We start from the raw sequence: 23,920 nt of genomic DNA, 5'->3' as shown, positions 1-23,920 counted from the left end.
AAGAGAAATGCTCTCCCGATGGGGGGCTCGTGACGTGAATGGTCAACCTTCCGTCAGTCGTCTATCTCCTAGTCTGATTCGAACTCTCTCCAATTCACCCCAGCTCGGCGAAAAAATCGTCGAGCACCGAGACGCTCTCATCCGATCGCGACGATTGTACGTCCTGCAGGTCTTGAGCGAGCGAGTCGACGATACCGTCGAGCTGCATCGACGCGGGCGAGTCAAAGACGCTCGTCTTGGACGATTCGCTGATCGATTCCTCGATCGACGGTGCGTCGGCCACGGTCGGTAGCGGTTCACCCGCCGGTGTCGAAACGCTTTGCGTAGGCGACACAACGGTCGGATCGAACATGATCGTCGAGTTGGTTGCCAGGACCCCGTCGGCGACGGGTGAATAAGCAACCGACTGGGTCGATGCTTCGGCGAGCGGTTCGGAGCCTGGGACCTGACCAGGGCGGTTGTTGGCATTGAGGAAATTGATGACCCGGAGGGCATCGATTGCCGAAATCATGCCATCGCCGTTGACGTCGGGATATGTCGGCAGTGACAGTCCAGGTGGGATATTCGACAGATCAATGGCACCGCCGTTGGCGTTGAGCACGTTGATGATCAACAACGCATCAAGAGGCGTGACCGCACCGCTGTCGTTGACGTCTTCGACTTGAGTTCGTGCCGTGAACGGATTGTTGACCACCGTGTACACGTAGTCTTCGACTTCACCGGCGTTAGTTGCCCCGAGTGGACCGAGATCCGCTTCGTAGCTGAGGCGGAATCGAGCCTGAACGTCACCGAGCTGGGCCATTGCCGGTACTTGGACCGTCAGCGTGTTGACCAGGAATGGTGTGTTGGCGGGGAACGTAAAGCGTTGCACTTCCCCAGCGGCTTCTTCAAACGAGCCGTCTCCGTCCCAGTCGAACCAAACGTCGAGGTAGCTGGTTTGCGACGGAGATGGTGCTCCGGCACGTTGGTTCAGAGAGACTTCAAAGTCACTGCTGAATCCGGGCTGCAGCGTTCCCAGTTGGACGACACCGTCATCGATATCGAGGTCGTCGTTGGATCCATTGACGTCGGCCGTAACCGAAGCTCCGAGGAACAGCGCGTCTTCGTCGTTGTCGACGATCGTGTGGCTCGGTCCGCCGGTCTGGATCGTCGTCGGGTAGTTTTGGCCACCGCCGAATGTCAATGATGCGTCACCGTAGTCGGAAAGTTCACCGACGAGGATCTCGACACGCGAGCTGACCTGTTCGCTGGCCGGTTGCAGACGGTTGCCCGCTTTGTCAGCGATGAATTCGGTCACCACGGCGTCACCGATAGGCGTCGCAATGGTCTTCAACAACACGCGGTTATCGATCTGACGAACACCGGTTCCGTCGCTACCGCCGAGACCCGCGGCCACGGCTGCGTCACCGAACGCTTCGGCAACGGTGTTGGCATCGTCGTTGTAGCGAATTTCAACCGCTTGGGATGCCGGGTCGCCAGGCGAACCGACTTGTTCGATCACAGTTCCTGCGGTACTGACGCGGAAGTCTGAATCGCCGCCGAGGGTAATCGTTCCGCCACCGCGATTAACCGGTGTCAAAGTTGGGAATGCGGTCGATACGGCAGTCACAATTGCGGTGGCGAGTGCGTCGGGTGAGCCCCCGAAACCGCCACCAAAGAGCGTGACCGGTGTAGCACTTGCGTCGAGCATTTCACCATCGAAGTCGAGCTCAAACGTGACAGGGGTGCTCAGGCCGTTCGCGATCGTGAAGGTTTGGCCGTCCTGAACCGCATCGGAGATTTCGCCTTCGGTCGTGGGGATTTGCAGGCCGAAACCGAGCGATACGCCAATGCTGCTGTTGCCGGTGACTAACGCACCGCCGCCTTCCGCGGTCAGCGAGATCGGTCCGTCGGTTCCGCGAACACGGAAGACACCCGAGGCACCCGATGCTTGAAGGTTAAGACCTTCGGCCTGGAACCCTTGCAGCAGCGTTTGGACTAACTCGCGAAGCGAGGCGTCTGCGGCAACCGCCAACACGACTCGATCTTCATCGGGATTGGCCACGGCGACGATACCATCGGTGTCGAATTCGAATGCAACCTCACGGGTGCCGTCGAACACAACAATCGTTTCGTTGTAGTTGGTAAGTCGTGATCCATCGATGTCGATGTCGATTTGTGGCAACAATTGCACATCGAGTTCTTGATTGACTTGACGGACCAACGAGTCTTCTTCGACGCTGATGTACGCCAGCCTGCTGTTAGCATGCGTGCCGAGTAGTTGCAGTCGACCCGTGGTGCTGGTGCCATCGTCCTCCAAGTAAACCGCTTCGATGTTCAACACGTTCGGTTGCGATGCTGACAGGTTGTTGATCGCTTGCGTCAGCAACAACGCAACTCGCTGAGCCGACGCGGTTGATGGCAAACGGATCGCGTAGTTGCCCGTCGAGGTGACGATGCCGTTAATCACTTCTTCTGTGATGTCGGTGACAAACTCAAACGTGACTTCAGGATTAATCCCATCAAAGACGGTGATCGTTTGGCCGTTAATGGCGGAGACGGTCAATCCAGTGAGCAAGTCCGTTTCCGTCAACGCGAACGCTGGAACGGCGAGTTGGATGCCGAGTTCCGTCTCGAGGATTTGGCCATCGATAAATGTCTTCTCGCCGTCGGCGTAGTCGATCCCGGTTTCGGCCTTGAGGACGGCGTTGTATCCGTCGGCACTACCGGTTTCGGTTCCGAGGAATTCGATCGTGTAAACCGCGTTGTCGGCCCAGATGCCGGCGATCGGTGTGATCCGGATCGTGTTGTCAGAAGGCTCGTACGAGAACTTGTAGTCTTGGCCTTCTTCGAGCAACTCGACCCTCGTGCTGCCGACAACCAACCGGGTCACCAACAAATTTTCACTGGTAACGGTGTTGTCATTCACACCCACACCGTAGCCTGTGTCGGCGGGGATAATCCCGTCAATCAATTGGATCTCAAAGGCGTCGTAAATCGTGCCTTGCGTGATCGAGCGACCGAACAAATTGCGTGTTGCGTCGAAGATCAGGTCTTGGCCGCGTGGTGACGTGAGGACAAAACGTGGTCCTTCGTTGTCGGTCCGCTCTTCGGCACCGCGATCAATGAAACCGCTCAGTCCGACACCGAAGGAGGTATCGAAGTTCGGGTCATCGACACGGAGTTGACCGTTGGCGTCGAAGATCGGTGCCAGGATCGGGCTCGAAGGAAGTCCGAGCGAACTACGCAGCGAAATCAACGATGCGCGATCTTCGAGTGACGCGATACCGCTGTCAATGATCGGCGTCCGCGACTGAGGCGTGAAGATCAAGTTGAACGCATCAACAAAGACTGAGTCACTGGCGTCAATGAACTGGGCCGATTGGCCAATTCCAGCGATACCGCCGATCAGAGACGCCTGATCATTTCGATAGTATGTTGTTCCGCCGATCACCGTGAGGCTGGCCGAGACGTCAACTAGACCACTCGCGAGGGTTGGGGTTGGGGCAACCGCCAGACCGACTTGGAAATTGCTGACCACGTTGTTGAGCAACGTCGGCGCGGAGTTGTCTTGGATCTGAATGCCCGTTTGGCCGGCAATGTACTGGTCACGCGGGACGGTTGAGATCGCACCTATGGCATCGATGTCAGCACCGCCGGCACCGAAGTTGTTCGTTCCCGAAGGCGAGAGGTCGGTCAAGCGTACGTACGAGAATCGATCGCTCAAACCAAAGCCGAACGCGTCGAGGTCAATTTTGTTTTCGAGTCCGAAGATCTCGCCGACGTTGAAGTAGGTGATATTGTCACGGCTGATTTCGACGCGAACGCGTTCCGGAATACCCGTTTCGAAAATCACGAGGTCATCGATGCCGTCACCGACGCCCATCACCGCAGAAGGATTGCTCGAACTGCCCGTCAGCAAGTTGTCGTCGAACGCGAAGACTGCACTTCCGCCCGAACCGAGCGAGAAGGTGAACAGACCGTTCTCTGGGTCGGTTGTCGAGACGCCGAAGCAGTCAGGCGAACCGAGCGCGGCTTCGCTATCCGTGAACGATTCTTCGACGTCAGGGCCCGCGACGGTTTCTTCGTCGAGCACACGATCGGCGAACGAAATCGCACCGTGTGGGAAGAACGTCGATTCGAAGATTTGCGAACCGAGATTCGCGGTTTGTTCGATCGATCCACCGATCAAAGTGTTGTTCAATATCCGGTCAAAGCCGACAGGGTTTTGTGCCGCAAAGCCACCGTTTTCCAGTCCGCTGATGTCGATGCCGACGTTTTCGTTAAACGCGAAGGTGTTGTTGCGGATAACCACGCCTGGAATCAAGTTCTCGGTGTTGAGTTCCAAGAAGTTGCGGGCGTAAGTCACCAACGATGGAGTCGCGTCGATCGGGGCGTTCGAAATCACGGACTCGGAAGAATCACGCGAGATCTGCACGCCGGCGTCTTCGTTGTATATGAACCGGCTGTTCTCGATCATGATCACGCCCTGTTCGGTGCGATCACGGTTGGTATCCCCGCGAAGATCCTCAGTCGTGGTCGAGACGAACGCGGTAGCTCCGATCGCGTTGGTGCGAATCGAGGTCGCGCCGTTGAGGTTGATGCGAGTGTCTGCAACACTGCCTGGCGTGTTGATTCGGGTCAAGTTGCCACGCGTCGCGGAGACGCCCAGAACGGTGCTGACCTGTTGCGAATTGATGCGGCCGATGATCGTGTCGGCGACCACTTCCGCAGTCGCGTCGGCGGCGATTTGAACGAGCACGCGGTTCGCATTTTGAGCAAAGCCGTTACTGTTTCCGGCTGCATCAAGGATGTCAAACTCAAACGTCACGCGGTTGTTATCGCCGGCGATCGTGAAGGTCGATCCGTCCAGGATTTCAGACGCGGGGTTGGTGACCAACGAAACGCTCGAGGAGACCAATCGCTCGTTCGTGTCGAACGCACGGAACCGGGCATCGGTCAAGTTCGGGAAGTCGGTGAGCACCGAACCCGAAGCGATGTATTCCGACGCGTCGCGGATTTCGAGTTGGTAGGAACCCGATGAGGTCGGACGCGGTGATTCCGCAGGCGACGTCAGCGATAGTTCGCCCGAGTCAACGAACCCTTCCTCGGCACCGATCGGAGTCGCCGCGGTGACCATTTCACCGCGTTCGGCGAAACCGATGATGATGTCGTCAATGTAGGCACCCTCGGCGTCGTTGGCCGAGGCTCCGGCTTGATAGTTCCCACCGAACTGATCGCCGTATCGCTCTGCCGTGGAGACGAACGGTCCGAGTAGGTCATCGTCGAAAGTCAGTTGCGGCAAGCGAACTGCCGAGCCAGCAACCGGGATCAAAGTCGTGTCACCACCGGCGAATCGTTTTGCCAAGGCGGCTTGCAACGCGACTGCCACCTCTGCGGCGGTATCACTGCGGCTGACCACGATTGGAGTTCCGGTCAGTGGGTTTTGGTTGCTCGCCGACAATCCGTCCGCGGCACCGTTGGTCACTTGGGCGGCACCAACGCTCACCAGACCGGCACCGCCGAACTCGACGCTCGCGCCATCCGCGGTGATGTTCATGTCGGCTTCGATCGAGATGGTCGCCGCGTAACCGCCGGTTTGTGCGGCGTCAGCGGTGCCCGAAATCCGCGGATCGTAGGTCGAGTTTTCTGGCCCACTGATGCCGATGTAGTACAACCCGTCGCTCGGGATGACCACCGAAATCGTTCCGTCGGCGATGTTTTCCACCGCGAGAACCCCACCGCCGGTGGCGAGCAGTTCGATACCCGACTCGTCAAAGAATCGTACATTGTTGTCGACGCCCGGCTGATCCGAAGTCACGCTGACGCTCACGGTCGTTCCGGCAACGAGGTTGTCGATGCTCACCAGGTCGATGTCACCACGGTTGGTGATCAACGTCGAGGTGATCGTGCCCAGCGTTCCTCGACCGTTGACGACCAAGTTGCCGCCCTCGTAATCGATCGGGGTGGCTTCATATGTCAGGTCGTTGCGGCCGGTTTCGCCAGCCGGATTGGGGTTGCCGAATGGATCGGTCGGGTCCGATGGGTCGCTGAAATCAAACTGGTCGATCGAAGTGTAGACCGGCGTTTGGATGCCGAAGGTGGACTCCACGATCGCTTGCAGTTCGCCTGCGATGTCGGCTTGGGTGACGTCGGTACCCAACGGCACCGATACTTGCGTCCCGGTAACGGTTCGTAGCCCATCGTTGAGCACGAACTCGATATCGTCGATCGTGACGATGAAAACGACATCGCTATTGGTGTAGTAATTGTCGAGAATCGTGGCACTCGGAACGAGTTGGCTGTAGTCGACCGCAAAGTCGGTTTCGCCAATCAAGTTTCCGATAACCAATGCGACGTCGTCCGCAGACAAATCGTCAAGCGATGTGATGTCCGCACCATCGGCAGACAAGAGTTGGAACAACGAGAGCACATCGACTTGTTGGCGACGGGCGAACAAGTCGTTGTTGAAGCCGAGTGTCAAGTCGCTTCGTTGGGTGTCGGTGTCCAGAAGAACGAACTCGGTACCGTTGAGATAGACGGTGAAGAGTTTGTCTGGGTTTTGCGCGTAATAGGTGTCCGGATCAGAACCGATCGGAATCGGATTGTTGTCGTAAAACTCTTCGATCTCGGTTCCCGTTGGCAGGATTCGATTCAAGTCCACTTGGCGATCGAACGTGTCGGCGACCGTGCGGGCGATGTCACCTGCGGTTAGAGCGGCGAGTGTCGTACCGATGGGGCGATCGGCGAGCAAGTTGATCGAGATCACTCCGGCTGGCACGGTACGGGTGCCATCGTTGAGCAGATAGGTCTGGCCGTCGATGGTAAACGTGGACGTCGCGGTTTGGTCTTGGTAGAGCTGTTGGAGCGAGATTCCCGAGGAGAACGTGACCACGGGGGCCAGGTCGATTGAGAAAGTCTCACCGTTGATGACTAGCGTTTCGCCATCGATTAACTCGCTCGCCGCAACAGTTCGGATCTCGTCTGTCAGCGTCGAAGTTGTTCCCGCTGTTGAGAATTCGATTCGCAACGACAAGCCGCTCTGACCGGCGAACTCGCCCAACGGCACGCGTGCTTGACGCCATGTTCCGGTGTTGTCGTAAAGCTGCTGCACATCGACGTCAATCGAGTCGTCGTAAATGCCGGATGGGAACGGGTCGTCAAACTCATCGTCGAAGAGGCCGTCACGACGCGACTCGTTGTTGGTCGCGACGAGATGCTCGACGCCGAATTGATCCACGACGTAAACGCGAAGCGTGTCTTGGTCTTCGGCGAACAAATCCGAATCGTTGGTGCTTGCGGTGTCTTCGTCGACGCCGTCGGTTCCGAGGAAATAATTGAAGTACATCGTCGGCAAATCTGCTGCCGAGTATCCCGCCAAAGAGAACGCGTTGGACTGAACCGTTCCGCGTGCACCACCGGGGAAGTTGTACGTGTTCTGAACCGCTTGTCCGTCCTGACGGACGTTTTCGGCTGCCGTGTTGAGGTTTTGCACGGGAGCTTCACCGGCGAGGTAGTTGCCGTTGAACGCTTGTGCGGTGTAGTTGAACACGAGCGAACTGTTTGCGTTGCCCTGGTCGGGACGAGCACCATGGAAGGCTTCGTTGATGCCGTGACCATCGTCCGAGTCGCGGGCGTCGGTGACGTGCCACAGGTTGTAATCGAGCGTCGCAAAGTCGAGACCTTGCGCGTTTCCGATACCGGTGCTGATCGACGTGCGTCCGCCAGCAAATACCGCTTGCAATTCGCCATCGAGGTTGAACGCGTGGATGTCACCGTTGCTCGTGATGCCGAACAGGATTTGTCGTCCTTCGGCATCTCGCAGGCTATTCGGGCCTGCCCGAAGACCGGAGAAATTGATGCCGATCAGGTCGGTCGACGAGGAGATGTATTGGCCGACATTGGCATTGCTACCCGCACTTCCGTTGACGCCGAGTCGTCCCGACGGGACGACGTAGAGTCCACCCGCATCGGAGACGGCATACAGATTGTTGCCGACCAATTCGATACCGGTGATGGATCCACCGTTGGCGAAGCCGCCCAAACGAAGGTTTCCGGCAGCGGAGTTGGCACTTACCACGACACCGGTGATTTGCACGGCGCGGCCGAGCGAAGTGCCAATGACCGTCGGCAAAGCACCGCTCGCGTTTTGCGTCGCGATGGCTTGCACGATGCGGTTGGCGATCGTTTCGGCGGAGTCGGTTGGCAACAGGGTGACCGCCACGTTACCGGTCTGCACCAGATTGCTTCCGCTGAGCGAGATGCCCGTCACCGGGTTGGCGTTTGGCGGGGTCAGCGTGACCGCGGTCGCGGTCGGGAATGCCAACTGGGTTCCCTTGAATGAGACCGGAATGCTTGGTGTTTGTGCCCGAATTGCTGCAGCGAGCTGCTCGATAAACACCGTGTTGCTCGCCGTTCGGTCGATGTTGACGACGATGTTACCCGGCGTTGTCGGATCGGGAGCATTGGTTAACTCGAATGTAACCGGCGTGCGACCGGGTAGAGACACGGAGAGGGTCGTGCCGTTAGGAATTGTCGCCGGGCTTGACGAAATCAGCGTGTAGCCCTGGTTGAGTTCGAAGGTGACGAACTGCGTACCGTTGGTCAGCGTGAAGTTGTCGCCGTCGAACAATTGTGGGACCGCGACACCGGCCGAATTGACCGCAGTTGCCGATGAAATTCCGAGCACGTTGGCTTGATCGGGTTGTCCGTCATCCGGATCCTCGCTCGTGTCGATCTGGCCGACTTCGCGAATGTCCGTACCGGCACCGGCGTTGGCCAGCGTGAGGTTGAAGTCAGGGCCGGTGGCTTCACCGGTTTCTTCATCAAACGCGTACAGGATGTTGGTGGTGTAACCTTGACGGTTGAACGTAGCAGACGGCGTTAATCCCTGGCGAACTTGTGGCCGGTCGGCCACGAAGTAACCAGTCTCTGAACCGAAGCGGTCGCGAATCGTGATCGCTTCCACGATCAAACCATCATCGCTGTCTTGGTCGAGAACTTGAACGGCGTCGGTCTCGATTTCCTGATCGTGAGACGTTGCGATGCCCGTGTTTTCGAGCAGTGTTAATGTCGCGTTTGCCGTGTCGATGCGGGCGTAAAAGTAATTCGCGTCGTCAAGTTGTTGTGGGACCGTGTAACCGAACAATTCACCATTGGCGGTGAAGGCGACGTCGCGGATGGTGGTTCCGAATCCGCCGAGGGTTGCGTACCGGGCACCCGTGAATGGGTTGACGAGGAACAGTTGCGTGCCGCTGTTGACGTACAGGAAGACGTCGTCGAGCGTGTGATCGATGATCGAATTGTTATCGAACAAGACAGGCACGACCGGGCCTTCGGCGACTTGCGTGTAATCCGAAGGGAGGCCGAGGTTTTCGAAGCCTTCTTCGGCAATCCGTCGAGTGCTGTCGATCGGTTCGAGGCGAATCAACGGGTTGGTTGGGTTGCGAGTCGTGAATTGATCCAACTGCGCCGGTGCTTGGAACTTGTTGGAAATGGCAACGTAATACGTGCCTTCGGGGAGTTCCGCCGAGCCGATGTAAGGGTCAGCGGTGCCGTACGAACCACGTGACAGATCCGAGGTGTTCGCCGAGCCAGACGAATTGAGGTCGTCGGCGATATTCGAGTCGCCCCCGATCAACACGAGGTTACCTGCCGCGTCAAAGACATACAGCGAAAGGTCGGCGCGGGATGCACCGTCGGCGTAATCGATGTCGAACACGGTCGCGAGATACATTTCGGCATCGTCGCGAGTGAGTTGTTGATACTCGATCTCGAATTCGAACCAATCGACATCGTTGATGTCGTCGATGAAGCCGGAGATGTTCTTGGCCAAGCGGTCCGACGACAGTGGGCCGGCTCCGTTGTTGAGCTGAACATCAACTCGGTCGATGGTGCCGGAGTCACGCGAGATCAAGATCGATCCATCAGGCTGCACGACGGCTGCCGGATCGAGTGCCGGGTCGCCGGTGAATTGAGTGTCGTAAAGACCGAGACGTTGAGCATTGCCGAAGGTGCCGTTGTCGCTGGCGGTTTCGAAATCTTCTCCGGCGAGTGGGCTGTGCAACGGACCGCCGATGATCTGCACGCCGTTGTCGGCATACATCACGTCGCTGTAACGGATCTGCGTCCCTGGAGTAACGTCGGATTCTTGGATCCGAATTTGCAACTGGTACGAGCCCTTGGTCAGACCCGCTCGCAGACCACCGGTTTGATTCAACAGCGATTCTTCGTTGTCGGCAACGTTGCTGGTATCGCCGACAACCATCGGGCTCTTGCCGTCGCTGGTGAGGTTGCCTTTGGAGCTGGTCGACAATGCACTGCGGACACGAACGTGATAGAGCGTGCGTTGGCCGACGGAACCCGGCAGGATCACCCGCAGACCGGCATCGCGGCTGTTGATCGAATAGTTGTCTTGGAAGGCGGCCAAGCCTGCACTGGCGTCGATTTGACCGGTTGCCAATCCAAAGATTGAGTCGATATCGAGTGCTTGATTGCCACGGCCTGTGCGTGCGCTGATCAGCGTTCGCAGCTCTTCACGTCGAGCGGCTGTGGTGGGGTCAGCGGCGTCGAGGCTCAGCAGTTCTTCGATCAACGCGGCTTCCGCCATCGCGTCGTCAGAAAGGACCAACGTTTGGCCGTTGGCGTTGACCAGTTCGATAACGGTATCAACGCTCAGATTGGTACGGTCGATATCCAGCCAAACTTGCGTGCCGGCTTCGGCGACGAACGAATAGACGTCGACGTCACTCGAACTGGACAACTCACCGTCGACGATCAAACCGAGACGACGACTTTCATCACCCGAAGCGCTGTCCGGAGCGATCTCGCCGAGGAACTGTGCACGGCTAGCGACCGCATTCGTGTCGCTGAGGCCCACGTTAGATGGTTCATTTTCGGACGTAATCGATGCGTTGGAATCGGAGGCCGCTTCGCGGATCACGATGCCGTCCCATCCACCCGCCGTCGGGCTGTTGTCGGCTCCGTCGGTATTCAGGTTTGCCAGGCCCGAAGGCGTGAATCCGGCACCCACGCTGTCGTCGGCGAGCGATGTCATGACGACGGGGAAGTCCGGTTGTCCGATGACTTGCAGGCTGCCGCCGATGCGATCAGCGATTCCGATCAGCTCGTCTTCGGCCGTGTAGGTGTTACCACCAACAACGATTCCCGCTTGCCGCCGCAGCAACGCGTCTTCTTGGAAAGGAACGTCGCTCTCGGGGAAGATCGTTCCGGTGTTGATGCGAACGACATCATTCGGTTGGAACGTCAAACCTGCGAGATTGAGGAACATGACGCCGTCGATGACGATCAGACGGCTGTTGTTGAAACCGGAGAGAGTCGTTCCGCCGATATTGAGTGTCGCGTTATCGAAGGCTCCCAGGTCAAATTCGGGGCTGATCTGAATGCCGTTGAAGGTATTGTCGGTGATCTGTGCACTGACCGTTTCTAAAATCGTCAATTCGACGTAATCGTCGCCGAGTTCGATCCCGAAATCGATATCGGTAGCGTCTGCGGGGGTGACGGACTGAAATTCGCCCGGTTCGTCGAGTGAACCCAGTGATACGAAAGCAGCATCACCCGGAACTGGAAGGTCCGCCGGTTCGGTGGCGGTGTTGCTCGCGGAAATGAAGACCGTTTGCTCGGGAATGTCACCGAGCGTGTCGAATTTCACGACCAAAGAGGCACGTGCATCGCTCTCGATGCGAAGGCCGCCGTAGATGTGTTGGTTCGGGATCTCGATGGTATCTCGAACGATGTGAACGATATCGGTATCGTCCCACACGACTTCAGTGGCGACGGTACCGCCGCGGACTTCGAGTCCAGCGAGACTGTTGCTGTTGTTGTCGATCAGGTTGCCCTTGATCAACGGACCGCTGTTGCCTCGTAGTTCCATCGCGTCGATCGCACCGGTCGAACGTCCATAGTCGGTTTGCTCTTGCCAGGTGAAGCTGTTGACGTCGAAGGTCATCGTCGGACCATTGCCGTCGATGAACGTGTTGCCAATGATCACCGGTTGTGATCCGCGAACGAAGATCGTGCCGCTGGCGTTGTTCACGCGGCCGACACGTGATTCGAGTGGGTCGTCGGGATTGTTGTTGCTGTTGCTGCTGTCGTTGACGAACGAGCGACCGTCATCGTTGTTTTCGAAACGCGTGTTGGCGATTCGCAGATCGCTTTGGTGTGCCTCGATGACGTTGAAGCTGGCGAAGCCGCCCTCAACTCGCGACACGCCACCACCGCCCGCGATCACAGCGTGGTCGATCGAAATATCCGCGCCGAACGCGGCGTAAATGCCTGCCCAATCGCCTGCTTCGCCGGCGGATAACGCGCCCGGTGTGGAATCTTGGGCGAGACCGTTGGTATTAAACGTTCCGCCAGTTCCGTAACGACGATCGTTTAAACTCGTCAGCACGACGGGTGCCGTGTCGGTACCTTCGGCGAACAGTCGCGAACCGAAGGTCACTTCGATACGTGCGTCGTTGAGTTTGACAATCGTACCTGGATCGATCGTCAGGCCTGGATCGAGTCGGCCCGACAAAGCGAGGCTGGCGGGGCCGACGCGATCGGGATCCAACGCAGTCAGGCCGATTGCGATCGTGTCGGTGAACGAAGTATCAGACGTGTTGAGTCGACCGACTCGTGTGAATTCGCCGTAGATCGGCTGTCCGTTCGCATCGGTTCCGGTGACAGGAGCACGGTACAAACGACGTCCCGTGTATTCCGCACCTGAGGCAACGGTCGGCAAGTTGGACAGGGCGATGGCGCCGGTTGCCGACAACGTGACCGTTAGACTGGCGTCACTCGCGGTGCTTTCAAATCCGTCGCGGGTGACGTAGGTCATCCGGTAGGCATATTGCCCTTGAGGGATGTCACCGAAGTCGATCGTGGGCGTGTTCACACGGGCCGTCGCTTGGGTGAGCAACAGACTTGGGCTCTCGCTCAAACTGACCGGACCGCCCGGGTTGCCTTCGATGAGAAGGTTTTCGATCAGGATGTGAACGATATCGGTGTCATCGAACCGCGCGTTGAGGTCGAGCGTTTCGGTGCTACCACCACTCGGAGTGTTGATCCGGATGAGCAAGCCGTTGTAGGTGTTGTCCGTGATCGTGTTGCCACGAATGTGTGGTCCGATGCGGACGAAGTCGCTGGTGAAGTAGTCCGACAGACCCGCACCGGCAGCAATTTCGTTCTGGAAGCGGGATTCATCGAAACGCGTTTCGGCGAACGTGTTTGGCGTCGCTGCGATTGCGGCGTCACCGGACTGCGTGATCATGCTGTTGATGATCGTCGCGCGAGATTCCGCCAACTCGATCGCGGAGACCGTCCGCGTCGCTCCATCCACTCGAACCGGTCCACCGGCGTTTCGAATGTCAGCGTATTGGATGTGGTTGAGGAAGACGCCATTTTCTTCCATGTTGGTGCGGCTGTCGTCGGCAAAGTCGATATCGCCACGGATTTCGATGCCGCCCCAGGTGCCCTTTTGCGGGTTGGTTCCGAAGCCGACCAGTTCGACAGGATTGTCCGGGGTACCGAGAATTTGGATCGACGAGCCGCTGCGGTCGACCGACGCTGACGTGCTGCCGATGCCGATTCGGCTGCCTGACATTTCAAAACGAACGCCGGCATCGAGAATCAGGTTGACGTCTTTGGGAACGTCGATTGTGGTCAATTCACCGTTGCTCAACGCCGAACCGAGCTGAGTCCGGCCGATCTTGTAGGTGCCGTCGCTGACGACGCGAATCACTTCGACCGGGTTCGCTGTGCTACGTCGGCTTTCAACGCCACTGAACGCTTGTGCGAGGGTTCGGTATGGGTTCGTCAGCGAACCGAGAATCCCGGTTCCGCTGGTGGTACCCGAGTTGTCAACGTAAACGGTGTTGTTGGCGTCATTGGGTTCGAACCAATATTGGAACAAACCGCCCGCTTCGCCATCGGCGTCGCCGTCGAGGACATTCAATCCGTCCGAAATGGCCGATGCGGCGGTCGTGGTTGGGGTGAATGTCATCGCGACTTCGTAGTCGCCTTCACTGACGCCACCGATACCGGTGCCGGCAATGATCGGATCATATTGATCGTTGCCCGAGGCACTCACGCCAACGACGTAGGTTCCCTTCTCGACTTCGATTTCGATCATCGAGTCGTTGCTGAAGTAGTCATCGTTAGCAGCGATTTCGATCGGCACGCCGCCTTCAATCTTGTACAGACGCAGCATCGTGTCGAGCGTGCTCGACGAAGCCAATCGTTCGGCGATCGTCGAAATGTTCAGCGTCCCGGCGTTGGCGAGCGTGAACTGATACAGGTCAATGTCATTGCTCTCGGGGCGATACAAGAACTGCCCGTTGACTATATCTGCTGGACTTGGGAACGATGATTCGTTGGGTTGCAACAGTTCGGCTGTCGTCGCCGGGACTTCATCTTGAACCGGTTGAACAGGATCGAGAACCGAGTCGGTCGACTGGGTAATGGGCTGGGGAAGGTGATCGGCATAACCGTAGCCGAGCAACTGGCCAATGCCCAAGAACACGCCGCGGAAGAATTCACCGCCGGTGAAGTCATCGGTGCTCTGATCAAAGTCTTGACCGTCGAGAACGATCAGTTGGTTTCCGTTAACCGGGAGCGTATCAGCAAGCAGCGGCAAGAACGTGTTGCCCAAATCATCGAGTTCTCGGGTCGCCACCGTGACACCGCCGGCTTCGCTGTTAACGCGTGCGGTGGTTCCGTCGAAGGTGCTCGACAATTCACCCACACCGATGCTGTAGACAGGCCCGACTTCGCCGGTGAAAGCAGGACTGGTGATTGCGGCAGCAGCGTCTTGTCCGACTTCGATAAATTGAATGCCGAGGTATTCACTGAACAAGGAAGCGACTTCGCGAACGCGTTCTTTTTGCTGTTCGGTGATCGCGTTGCTGTAGGTCTCGTTCAGGTCTGTGGTTTGCGTCCCGTAGTCTTCGCCTTGCCACTCGTTTGGGAAGTTGTAATAGATCGTGCTGATGCCGGGGGTCGTATCTCCTTCGGTACGCCAAATTCCTAAAGGCACGACGCGGTCGTTGGCGGTCGGATCATCGGGACGGATGTCGCGGACGCCTTCGTAACTCGTGCCGCCCGGGAATTGCAGGATCTCACCGAGGGTGTTTTCGATACTGCCACCGGTCAGACGGATCGCGCTTGTCTGCGTGAGATTGACACCGGTGAAATTCGTCAGGACCATCGGCCCCGGTTCACTGATCGGCGATGCCGCGTTGCGGAAAATGCTGTCACCCGATTGAGCTTCGGTGACCGGAGTTTCGATCGGAGACGCTGGCAAGGCGGTGTCGTCGCCGATTCGGAAACGCACCGAACCCTCGATCGAAGATCCCGGGTTGTCGGGATCCGGTGTGCGTGAAAACGGCGAGTTGAAGATCACTCGGACTGCATCGGTGCGGCCATCGAGTGCTTCGACGGCAAACGGTTTGATCGCTTCGTCGTCGCCACCGGTGACGGTGTCGCGCGTGAAGACAGCGGTGTAATACTCAGGGTTGAAGACCGAGTCGTTGACGTCACTGGTAAAGTAAACCTCGATGACGTTGGGTTCCGAAATCAGTCGACCATCCGACTGTCTGGTAATGGGTTCCGGAACAACAGCCAAGACTTGTGGCGGGGCATTGATCGCGAACTGCACGGCGAAATCCACGCCGTCGTTAAAGGCTTCACCTGCCGTGTTGGTAAGTGCTCGTTCGCCTTCGCCGTAGATTTCGATTTGGTAGGTGTCATCAGGCAACGGTTCGGCAAATCGGAACACGACTTCGTTAGGCGTATCGCCAATGCCTACGTACCCGGGGGACACGACTGTGTCACTCGCGCCAGAGAGAGCCAGGCCCGATGGGGTGGCCGTGGTCACGGTAGTGAATGTCGTCGGGATGAGACTCGCCGTGCTGCCCCGTTGCAGCGACGCGGTCACGAGGTTCGACGCGGTCGCCGAATTATTGATGGCTGTTACTAATTGACCAACCGACGTTGGGGCGCTGGCCGATGAGTTGATCCGGACCGTGATCACATTGTTCGAGACGCTGACCAACGGTGTTGATGATGAGCCCAGGTTCGTCGGAACGATTTTGACGCTGATGTCTCGGCCTGAGGCTCCCGACTGATTGGCCAGGAAACGCACTTGGGTGGCGTCGCCGAGACCCAAGTCCGTGGTCGCGCGGGCGGTGTTGGCACCGTCGAGAGTCAAAGTCAGACCGCCGGCCGGTAGCCGGTTGTTGATCGCGGTCAGCGTCGAACCGTGGACCGAGAATGCTGTGACAACCTGGTCGGCGGTGGGGTGATTGTTCAGTGTTTCGATCAGGTCGCGAACGGTCGCAGCACGAGGCGCGTTGGTGTTCAAGCGGATGTCGATCGTTTTCAGATCAGGATCGACCGAGGCGATCACAACCGGCGCGGCACTGCCGGCGACGCTCGCGCTCGTGATTCGGACGACGGTGTCGTTTCCAGACACGCCAGGGGCTGCGGCGCGGAATTCAACTTCAACGCGATTGTTGACGTTCGAGTTGACGCTGGTACCGAAGTCGGTCAGGGCGGTCGCGGTCTCAAATCGGCTGTCGCTGCCCGCGCGGGTGATGCTCAGTCCCAGTGGCAACAACGTGTCGTCGTTCGCCGTGGCCGGGTTGAGCAACGTTGCCACGTCGATGGATGAGTTGCTGTCGAATCGCAATCGCAGCTCGTTGGGGGCCGTCTGTAGCAGATCGGTTCCGAACAGCGGTGTCGACTCGATCGACGTGCCACCACGGATCAGTTCGCCGCTGTTGGGTTGGATTCCGATGAGTTCAGGCCCAGCCAACAACTGCCGTGGCTCGAGGGATTGCGAATGCAATCGACGCTCGATGGATGCCCGTCGCTCGCGCACACTGGAGGTGCGTTTTCCGCGTCGTCGTTGCGTGGCTTCATTGCCGCCCAATCCCAGCCGAGTGGCGAGATTTTCGCGGAAACTACGTCCTGAGGAATGTTTGCCCGGTTTACCGATCGTCATCAGTGGCCTCGTGATACCGCCCCCAGGATCCGCGTTCCGAAGTGGATGCGTGATTGGGGGACAGGAAGCTGAAATTCATGTTGCAATAACACCCTCAAAGCCCATCAATACGTGGAAGCCTGCCTCGCGAGAGGCCTGAAAACGTGAGTGGGTTGAGAATGTGAGTCTGGATAAGATGAGGGACCTGCGCAGGATGTGCTCTCTCTCACGTTGCGAGTGTAGTCGGGACGTCCGGCATAGCAACGAAAAACACGTTCTGGGCAGGGTTTGCGCCTCTTGCGACCGGACAAAACGATTGCACCGGTCGCGACGTTCGTACCGGCGATCTGACGCCTTCAATGTGACAAAAGTTCCATGGTGTTTGCGCGTCGCACACTCTTGACGCGCCCACGCTCCGACGCGTCCCCCCCAAAGGTGTCGTCTCACGCGTCCGATTTGGATGGCGGAATGTTGATCGTGGTGGCGAGCCGGGGAGCGTCGGTCGCAGGCGACCACAGGGGGGCAGGATTTCACGTTCGCCGGCGCCGCAACGTGTCGCGGAGCCGTTTGATTGCAGTCGACTGCCAGCAACCCGCCAGAGACACACGCCAAGGGGACGGTTTGGTCTGCAACCTTGCACTTTTGCGTGAATATTGAATTTTCCGTGTGTTTCTCCGGGCGATTAGGCAAGTCCAGATGGTTCCGTTACAATCCCCGCTCTCCGCTAGAACCTCCTGCTTCCCATTGATTTGCGAGGCGGGACGTGTTTTTCGTATGCGGTGTCGAGCGTTCTCCAGATGAGTAGTTCCCCTTTGACCGCACCTGTGATCAACCAAGCCCGGCTCGTACTTTCGACTGGCAGTCGCGCAGGGCTGATCGCGCCGATCCGTCCGGGGTTCTATTTGATCGGTCGGGACAAGAATTGTCAGATCCGCCCCAAAACGCGTTCGGTGTCTCGCGTTCACTGTCTGCTCTATTTCGGATGTGAAACGCCGGTATCGCTGGACGCCATAGATGGCGAGCTGTTGTCTCCGGACGGTCCCGGCTCCGAATCGACGGGCCGATTTCATGTCGTGGACCTCGGAAGCACTTCGGGGACGAAAATCAATTGCGAGCGGATCCCGCCCCGCCAGTGGGTCGAGGTTGTCGACGGAAGCGAGCTTCGCTGCGGAAAAATTGCCTGGCAGGTCGTCCTCGAACCGAAGCCAAGGTCAGCCTCAAAGGCGGATTCACAGGCTGATTCAGGCCCCAAAAAGGTTGTGAGAGCGACATTGAGTCCCGCTTCGGCAACGCCAACGAGTCCCGAGGGATCCGAAAAGATGCTGTCGGGGGACGCTTGGCAGGGCGCCGACGTGGCTGCGTTCTTAGCGGCACACGATGAGGCCGACCGAGAGGTTCGATATGAAAAAATCCGAGCGAGCACCAAACTGCAAAGTGACGAATCGGGGGTTCTCGAAGACGAAGAGAGCTTCGACGAAGACGCACCGTTCTTGGATTCAGCGGCGTCGGGATTGAATCTATCGACTAGCGACACGCTTGCGGAGGTTCCGCGCGGGGCGTCGTCCACGGTCACAGACGTGCCAGCGGCAAAAATCCTGAGTCCGGCTGAGAAAAAGGCCGAGGCCGCTCGCGCCAAACGTGAACAGAAAAGACAGAAGGCAAATCAGAAGCGGACCGCCCTCCGGGTTGAATCGGCCAAGCGGAGTGCCGCCATGGATGGCGAAAATCCAGTGATAGCAAAGGTGAAACTGGTCCTGGCGGTAGCTCTCACCGTCGCCGTGCTGGGATTTGGCGTTTACCAAGTCATCCAGTTTCGTTCTGGACCGCCCGCGCGTGTTATCGATGGTATCGATTAATACCCTTGTACCTAAGTCGACTTAGGCGTTTTGCGGGGGGATCGTGACGAATTTGGCTATCGGCGAGTATACTCTGACAGCCAATGCCGTCCTCCCAAACCACTTCCGCTGCCTCGTCCCCAATGGAGGCTTGCCTGCCGGAGTCCGCTTCCACAATGAACGATAGCGTTTCCGCTGCGGTGAGTGATCGTCCGCATCCTGTGGATATCGTGCCGGACGACATTTCGACTTCAACGACGGTCGGTAGGCTGCGGAGCCGAGCTGACAAGCTCGGCAAGTTCGGATCGTTTGTTCAAACTGTCGGGTTTGCGTTCGCGATCGTTGCCCTGCAGATGACGCAGGGCATTTTGTTGGCCCGGTTGCTCGGTCCCGAGGGACGGGGGCAATATGCGACGACCGTGCTCTACGTCCAGATGTTGCTCTACGTCGGTCTGTTCGGCGGCTTAGAGGTGATCTGTCGTTATGCGGCGGAGGGTAAAACCGAACTCCATCATCTTCGCCGGGCTGCGATGTGGTTGGGGATTACGACTGGAGCGATCACCACGGTCCTTGTCATCGCCTGCAACGCGTTCGCGCTGCCGGACGAAAAGCGATTTCTGATGCCGCTCGGTTGGTTGTGCGCGATCAGTGTGATCGGCCAACACGTGATGTTGATCATGACGGCGGTGGATCGCGGCGCCGGAAAGTTCGTCGCCTACAACGTCCTGCGTTTCGTATCTGCGGCGGCGTTCCCGACGCTGCTGTTGATCGCTGCGATCGTTACCGAGGTCACGCTGGAATTAGCCTGCGTCTTGTTTGTTGCGTCCACGTTGATCGGAATGGCCGCATGTTTGGTGGGGCTGAAGCAGCCTCTTTCCGGTCCGAGCGAGCCGCCGGTGAAACAGCTGCTCAGCGAAAGTCGCCCGTACGGGATCTCGATGCTCGCGTCGGATTTTTTTGAGCGAATTGACCTGCTGTTGGTGATGTGGCTGATCCCTTTAGTCACGCAAGGTTTCTATGCCGCGATGGTGCCTGTTGTTTATCCGTTGACCGTGATCCCCAACACGCTGGGCATTTTCCTGTTCAATGCGGGGGCGGATGAATCCAGGTCGCTGACCACGCGTGATGTGCATCGGATTCTCGGCGGTTCGATCGCGATTCAGACGGTTTCCACGATTGCATTCATGATGGTGATCGGGCCGTTGGTGAATCTGGTGTACGGCGCCGAGTTTGATCCGGCGGTGAAGTTTGCCTTATGGCTGGCACCGGTTTCTGCAATCAAAGGAATCTTGCAGGGACTCGACAGCTACGTCAAAGGGCGTGGTCGACCGTTGGCTTCCATTCGATGTCGTATCGTTGCGGTGATCGCAATGATCATCGTCGTCGCCGCATTACTCGAATCTCAGGGAGCGGTTGCGATCGCGATTGCCGCTCTCGTCGGCCAAGTGATCTGTTTGGTCTGGTTGTCGGCGATCGTTTACACCGACGTTTCGCAATCGAAGAATTCGAGCGGTTGATCCTCGCTCACATCGGCAACGCGAATTGCCAGTTTGCCTTCGAGGATTTTGCGAAAACTTTTGCCCACGATTTCGCCGCGCCAACCTTCGAGTAAGGCCGGAGTAGGCGAGCCGCGGCGTGGAGTTAATTCGTACGCCAGCAAATCTTTGACGTCATCCGAATTACCTACGATCGCGGGCGACAATTTGTGTTGTCGACTGATGCAGGCGATCGAAGTGGAAAGGAATTGGCTCAGCATTGGCGAAGCTGTGCGTGAGCGGCCTCGTGTGCGGCGCGGGAGATCTTCGTCAGGAGTATTGAGCGCCGTTTCGATTGCCGCCGCAATCGCCTCGTATTGATCGACGTAGTTTCGACGTTCGAGTCCCCGGATGCTGCGAATCTTCTTGGGGTCCGAGGAACCTCGTTTGGCCAGCTCGACGATCAAGTCGTCTCGCATAACACGTCGCGGCAGTCGGTCTTTGGTCTTGGCAATCTCTTCCCGCCACAGCCAGATTTGACGCACGATTTCGAGTTGCCGAGGTTTCAATCCTGAACTACCGCTGACGCGATGCCAGTTCTCAGCCTCTTCAGCTTCGATCACTTTGTTTTGTAGTCGTGCGGTTTCTTCTTCGACCCACGAACGGCGATTGAGACCGTTGATATCGACCGACAACTTTTCGTACATCTCATGCAACGTAGTGACGTCATGCAAGGCGTAGGTCAATTGATCGTTCGTTAGCGGTCGGTGTCGCCAATTGGTTCGTGTCTCGCCTTTAGGTAACGTCGTCCCGACCAAACGATGGACAAGGGTGCCGAGGGACGCGGGATACTCGATCCCGACAAAGCCGGCGGCGAGCTGCGTGTCGAACAATCCGGCGATCGGTTTGCCTGTGTAGCGGTATGCAAACCGGATTTCTTCACGTGCCGCGTGTGCGATCACCGTGCGACCGGGCGTGACCAACAAATCCCAAAATGGTTGGGTGTCCCCGACCGGGTAAGGGTCGATGATTGCCAGGTGTTCTCCCGCCGCAACTTGGACGAGACACAGCTCCGGTCGATAACAGTCTTCCGAGACAAATTCGGTGTCGAACCCGATCACGCTCTCGGTGGAGATCTTGTTGCAGAACTCAACTAAATGCGAGTGAGTCGTGATTGATTCGTAGTTCACCTGCCAGATTTCCCGACGGTCGAGTGGAGTGGGCTGTGCTCGAAAACTGTAGCGGGCAATAAGCCGTCGGTCGAGTAGGAGTGTTTGGTGCTCTCGGCGTGCCCCACACCGGATATCAACGTGATTCCGGTGCGAGGAGTCGCATTTTCAGGTCGCCATGGCGACCTAGAAAAACTTCGCCAGCGTTTCTGGTTTCGGTTTAGGTGTCACCAATGAGACGACAACGGTCGTGATCAGGCAGGCCAGGAACATGACCACGACGGGCATGATCTCGAACTCCTCACCTCCCCACGAAATCGGGAACTGAAATTCACGAAGCCCCTTCGGAGAGTGGATGCCGTGATAGAACAGAATGCTCCAACTGATGATCGCCGCGAACACGCCGCTGATGGCACCCGCTGCACTCAGACCGCGCCAGTACAACGCTAGAAAGACAATCGGGAACAACGCACTGAATCCACTAAAGCACCACACTCCCAGGGCGAAGACGCTCGTCGGGTTGCCAAGGCTTAGGAAGTACGTGACCGCGACAATTCCGATGATGAACATCCGGGTCGTGAAAACCTGTTGTTTGTCGCTGACGTTTTCCGCACCTCGGTAGTGCGTGTAGATGTCGTTACTGAAAATCGTGCCGATACACAGAAACTGGCTATCCAAGCTCGACATGATGGCGGCCAAAATTCCCGCCGCGAGCAGTCCGCCGATAATCGGGCCCGTTTGCGTCTTGACCAAAAACGGCAGTACCGCATTCGCGTTCACAATGTCTGTTCCCGGAATCCGCGGCAAACGAGGCGCAAAATCTCCGGTGGCCCAAACACCCACCAACACACAGGGAACCCAAACGATCATGATGAAGAGCGGGTGGCATATCACAGGAATCTTGAAAGATGCCGCGCTCTTGGCCGTCATCCAGTGTTGGAATAGGTGCGGGAACATCCCGACCGACAACGGAATCAGGAGATAGGTGAAGAACAGACTCTTGCTCATTTCCGAACGTGTGGCCCTGTTTTCGGGAATCGATTCACCGAGCACCTTCAAGTTTGCGAACAGTCCGTCTTGGCCGCCTAAACGATTGGCAATCATCACAAACGTAACCACACCGAGGATCATGAAGACGATCGTTTGAAAGGTGTTTGCCCAAGTCGTGCCACGCATGCCGCCCATGAAAACATAGATCAGCACCACGCTGCAGATCATCAGTGCACCGAGCCACGGGGGAATCCCGCCGTGCAGACCGCGATTGGGTGACCCGTCCGGCATCAAAACCGGAAACCAATCCGGGGACAGACCTGCGGTGAGCGTTTGGACGACGGTACCACCGCCGATCACACCGACGAGCAGATATGGGATCACGAGCCCGACGAGGATCGGGAACAACAGCAGGCCGATGAAGTCGCTATCCAAGCGGTCGCGAAAGAATTCGATTTGCGTCGTGTAGCCATGAACACGTGCGAACTTCCAGACTTTGACGCCGATCAGGAAGAAACACAGTGAGTGAATGATGCCGCTGCTGCTGGCCAACATTCCGTAGACCCCCACGCCTTCCTTAAATGCCTCACCGCTACTGCCAACCAGTGCGAACGCGGTCATTGTCGTGCCGAAGATGCTCATCAGCAGCAGGAACGGGCCGATCGAATGGCTCGCAACTTGGTAGTCCTCTTTGGTTCCGCTAAACAGCCGACTGGAAAAAACTCCAAGTGCGAGCAACAGCGAGAGGTAAATGAGGATGATGACGAACTGCGGCAATCCAGGATGGTTGAGCAATCCACCTTCGGCCGCTGGGGCCTGCGCCAAGAACGACGCGATGATTGGAAGTGAATTCATTGTCCCGCCTCCTTTTCGCTGGTGGCGGCATCGACATGCGATCCCGGTGCGACCCGGGCCTCAAATTCCTGTTCCACCGGCCACGCGATTTTAGTGGCGAGAAACCACGTCAACGACGCACCCACGGACAGACACGCGTGCCAAAACAGGCCGATCGGAATGAATCCGAACACCAACCGTCCGTCGGTCCAGAACCAATTGTCTTGGTGTAACACCAGCAGCACCACGACGAGCCCTGCGACGATCCAGAGTCCAGTGTGGGAACTGCCCCCTGACGAGGAAGAACGAGAAAGATTCACAGACGCATCAGGAGTGCGTGGGGATTCAGGCGTGTCCGGCATAGGGCAGGTATCGAGGCGAGAGGAGAGGAAATGGCGGGGCGTCCACACGGGAATTGCGAACGCGGGAAGTAGTTTAGTGTCTTAACGGGGGCGACGATATCGGTGCTTTCAATTACGCTGGGCTCATCGCATTGTCGGCCCCGGGGGCGTTCATATACGCCGTCGCAGACCTGACCGGGCGTTAACCAGCAAAAAAATTGGCCACCGAGTATCATGCTTCGTCTTTATAAACTTTGCAGGATGGCAAGTGTTTCGTTCGCTACGATTCTTCGTCCACGCCGCCTAGCTGCGG

General features: G+C 57.7%; 6 protein-coding genes. 2 read left to right on the top strand and 4 right to left on the bottom strand.

Annotated elements, in window-relative coordinates; translation table 11 throughout:
- Window positions 1-94 precede the first annotated feature (94 nt).
- Window positions 95-16,984 (bottom strand): GEVED domain-containing protein, encoded by a 16,890-nt coding sequence (locus NB063_RS25910; protein ID WP_250931935.1) that lies wholly within the window; start codon window positions 16,982-16,984, stop codon window positions 95-97.
- Window positions 16,985-17,760: 776 nt separating this feature from the next.
- On the opposite strand from NB063_RS25910, the gene NB063_RS25905 reads away from it, so the two are divergent.
- Window positions 17,761-18,819, top strand: coding sequence for an FHA domain-containing protein (locus tag NB063_RS25905; protein ID WP_250931934.1), 1,059 nt, complete (start codon window positions 17,761-17,763; stop codon window positions 18,817-18,819).
- A 155-nt stretch (window positions 18,820-18,974) separates the two neighbouring features.
- Entirely contained in the window at window positions 18,975-20,315 is a 1,341-nt protein-coding gene (locus tag NB063_RS25900) for a lipopolysaccharide biosynthesis protein (RefSeq protein ID WP_250931933.1), read from the top strand.
- On the opposite strand, the gene NB063_RS25895 is transcribed toward NB063_RS25900, so the two are convergent.
- The 3 genes from NB063_RS25895 to NB063_RS25885 all read right to left on the bottom strand — a co-directional run bounded on the left by NB063_RS25895 (window position 20,276) and on the right by NB063_RS25885 (window position 23,586).
- The gene (locus NB063_RS25895; RefSeq protein WP_250931932.1) at window positions 20,276-21,463 is read right to left on the bottom strand and encodes a ribonuclease D; all 1,188 of its coding nucleotides are present in this window, start codon (window positions 21,461-21,463) and stop codon (window positions 20,276-20,278) included. The genes NB063_RS25900 and NB063_RS25895 overlap by 40 nt on opposite strands.
- A 165-nt stretch (window positions 21,464-21,628) precedes the next feature.
- Complete coding sequence (locus NB063_RS25890; RefSeq protein WP_250931931.1) at window positions 21,629-23,287, bottom strand: sodium:solute symporter family protein; 1,659 nt, start codon at window positions 23,285-23,287, stop codon at window positions 21,629-21,631.
- A complete protein-coding gene (locus tag NB063_RS25885) occupies window positions 23,284-23,586 on the bottom strand; it encodes a DUF3311 domain-containing protein (RefSeq protein ID WP_250931930.1) in 303 nt (100 codons plus the stop codon). Before NB063_RS25885 ends, NB063_RS25890 begins: the two co-directional genes overlap by 4 nt.
- Between the last annotated feature and the right edge of the window lie 334 nt (window positions 23,587-23,920).

Source organism: Aporhodopirellula aestuarii (genome assembly GCF_023701485.1).
Lineage (GTDB): Bacteria > Planctomycetota > Planctomycetia > Pirellulales > Pirellulaceae > Rhodopirellula > Rhodopirellula aestuarii.
This window is presented reverse-complemented; position numbering and strand designations above follow the sequence as displayed.

What these genes read in the sequence shown, in the direction of transcription:
- NB063_RS25910 (WP_250931935.1), bottom strand. Translation starts at nt 16,984, where the DNA reads ATGACGATCGGTAAACCGGGCAAACATTCCTCAGGACGTAGTTTCCGC.
- NB063_RS25905 (WP_250931934.1), top strand. Translation starts at nt 17,761, where the DNA reads ATGAGTAGTTCCCCTTTGACCGCACCTGTGATCAACCAAGCCCGGCTC.
- NB063_RS25900 (WP_250931933.1), top strand. Translation starts at nt 18,975, where the DNA reads ATGAACGATAGCGTTTCCGCTGCGGTGAGTGATCGTCCGCATCCTGTG.
- NB063_RS25890 (WP_250931931.1), bottom strand. Translation starts at nt 23,287, where the DNA reads ATGAATTCACTTCCAATCATCGCGTCGTTCTTGGCGCAGGCCCCAGCG.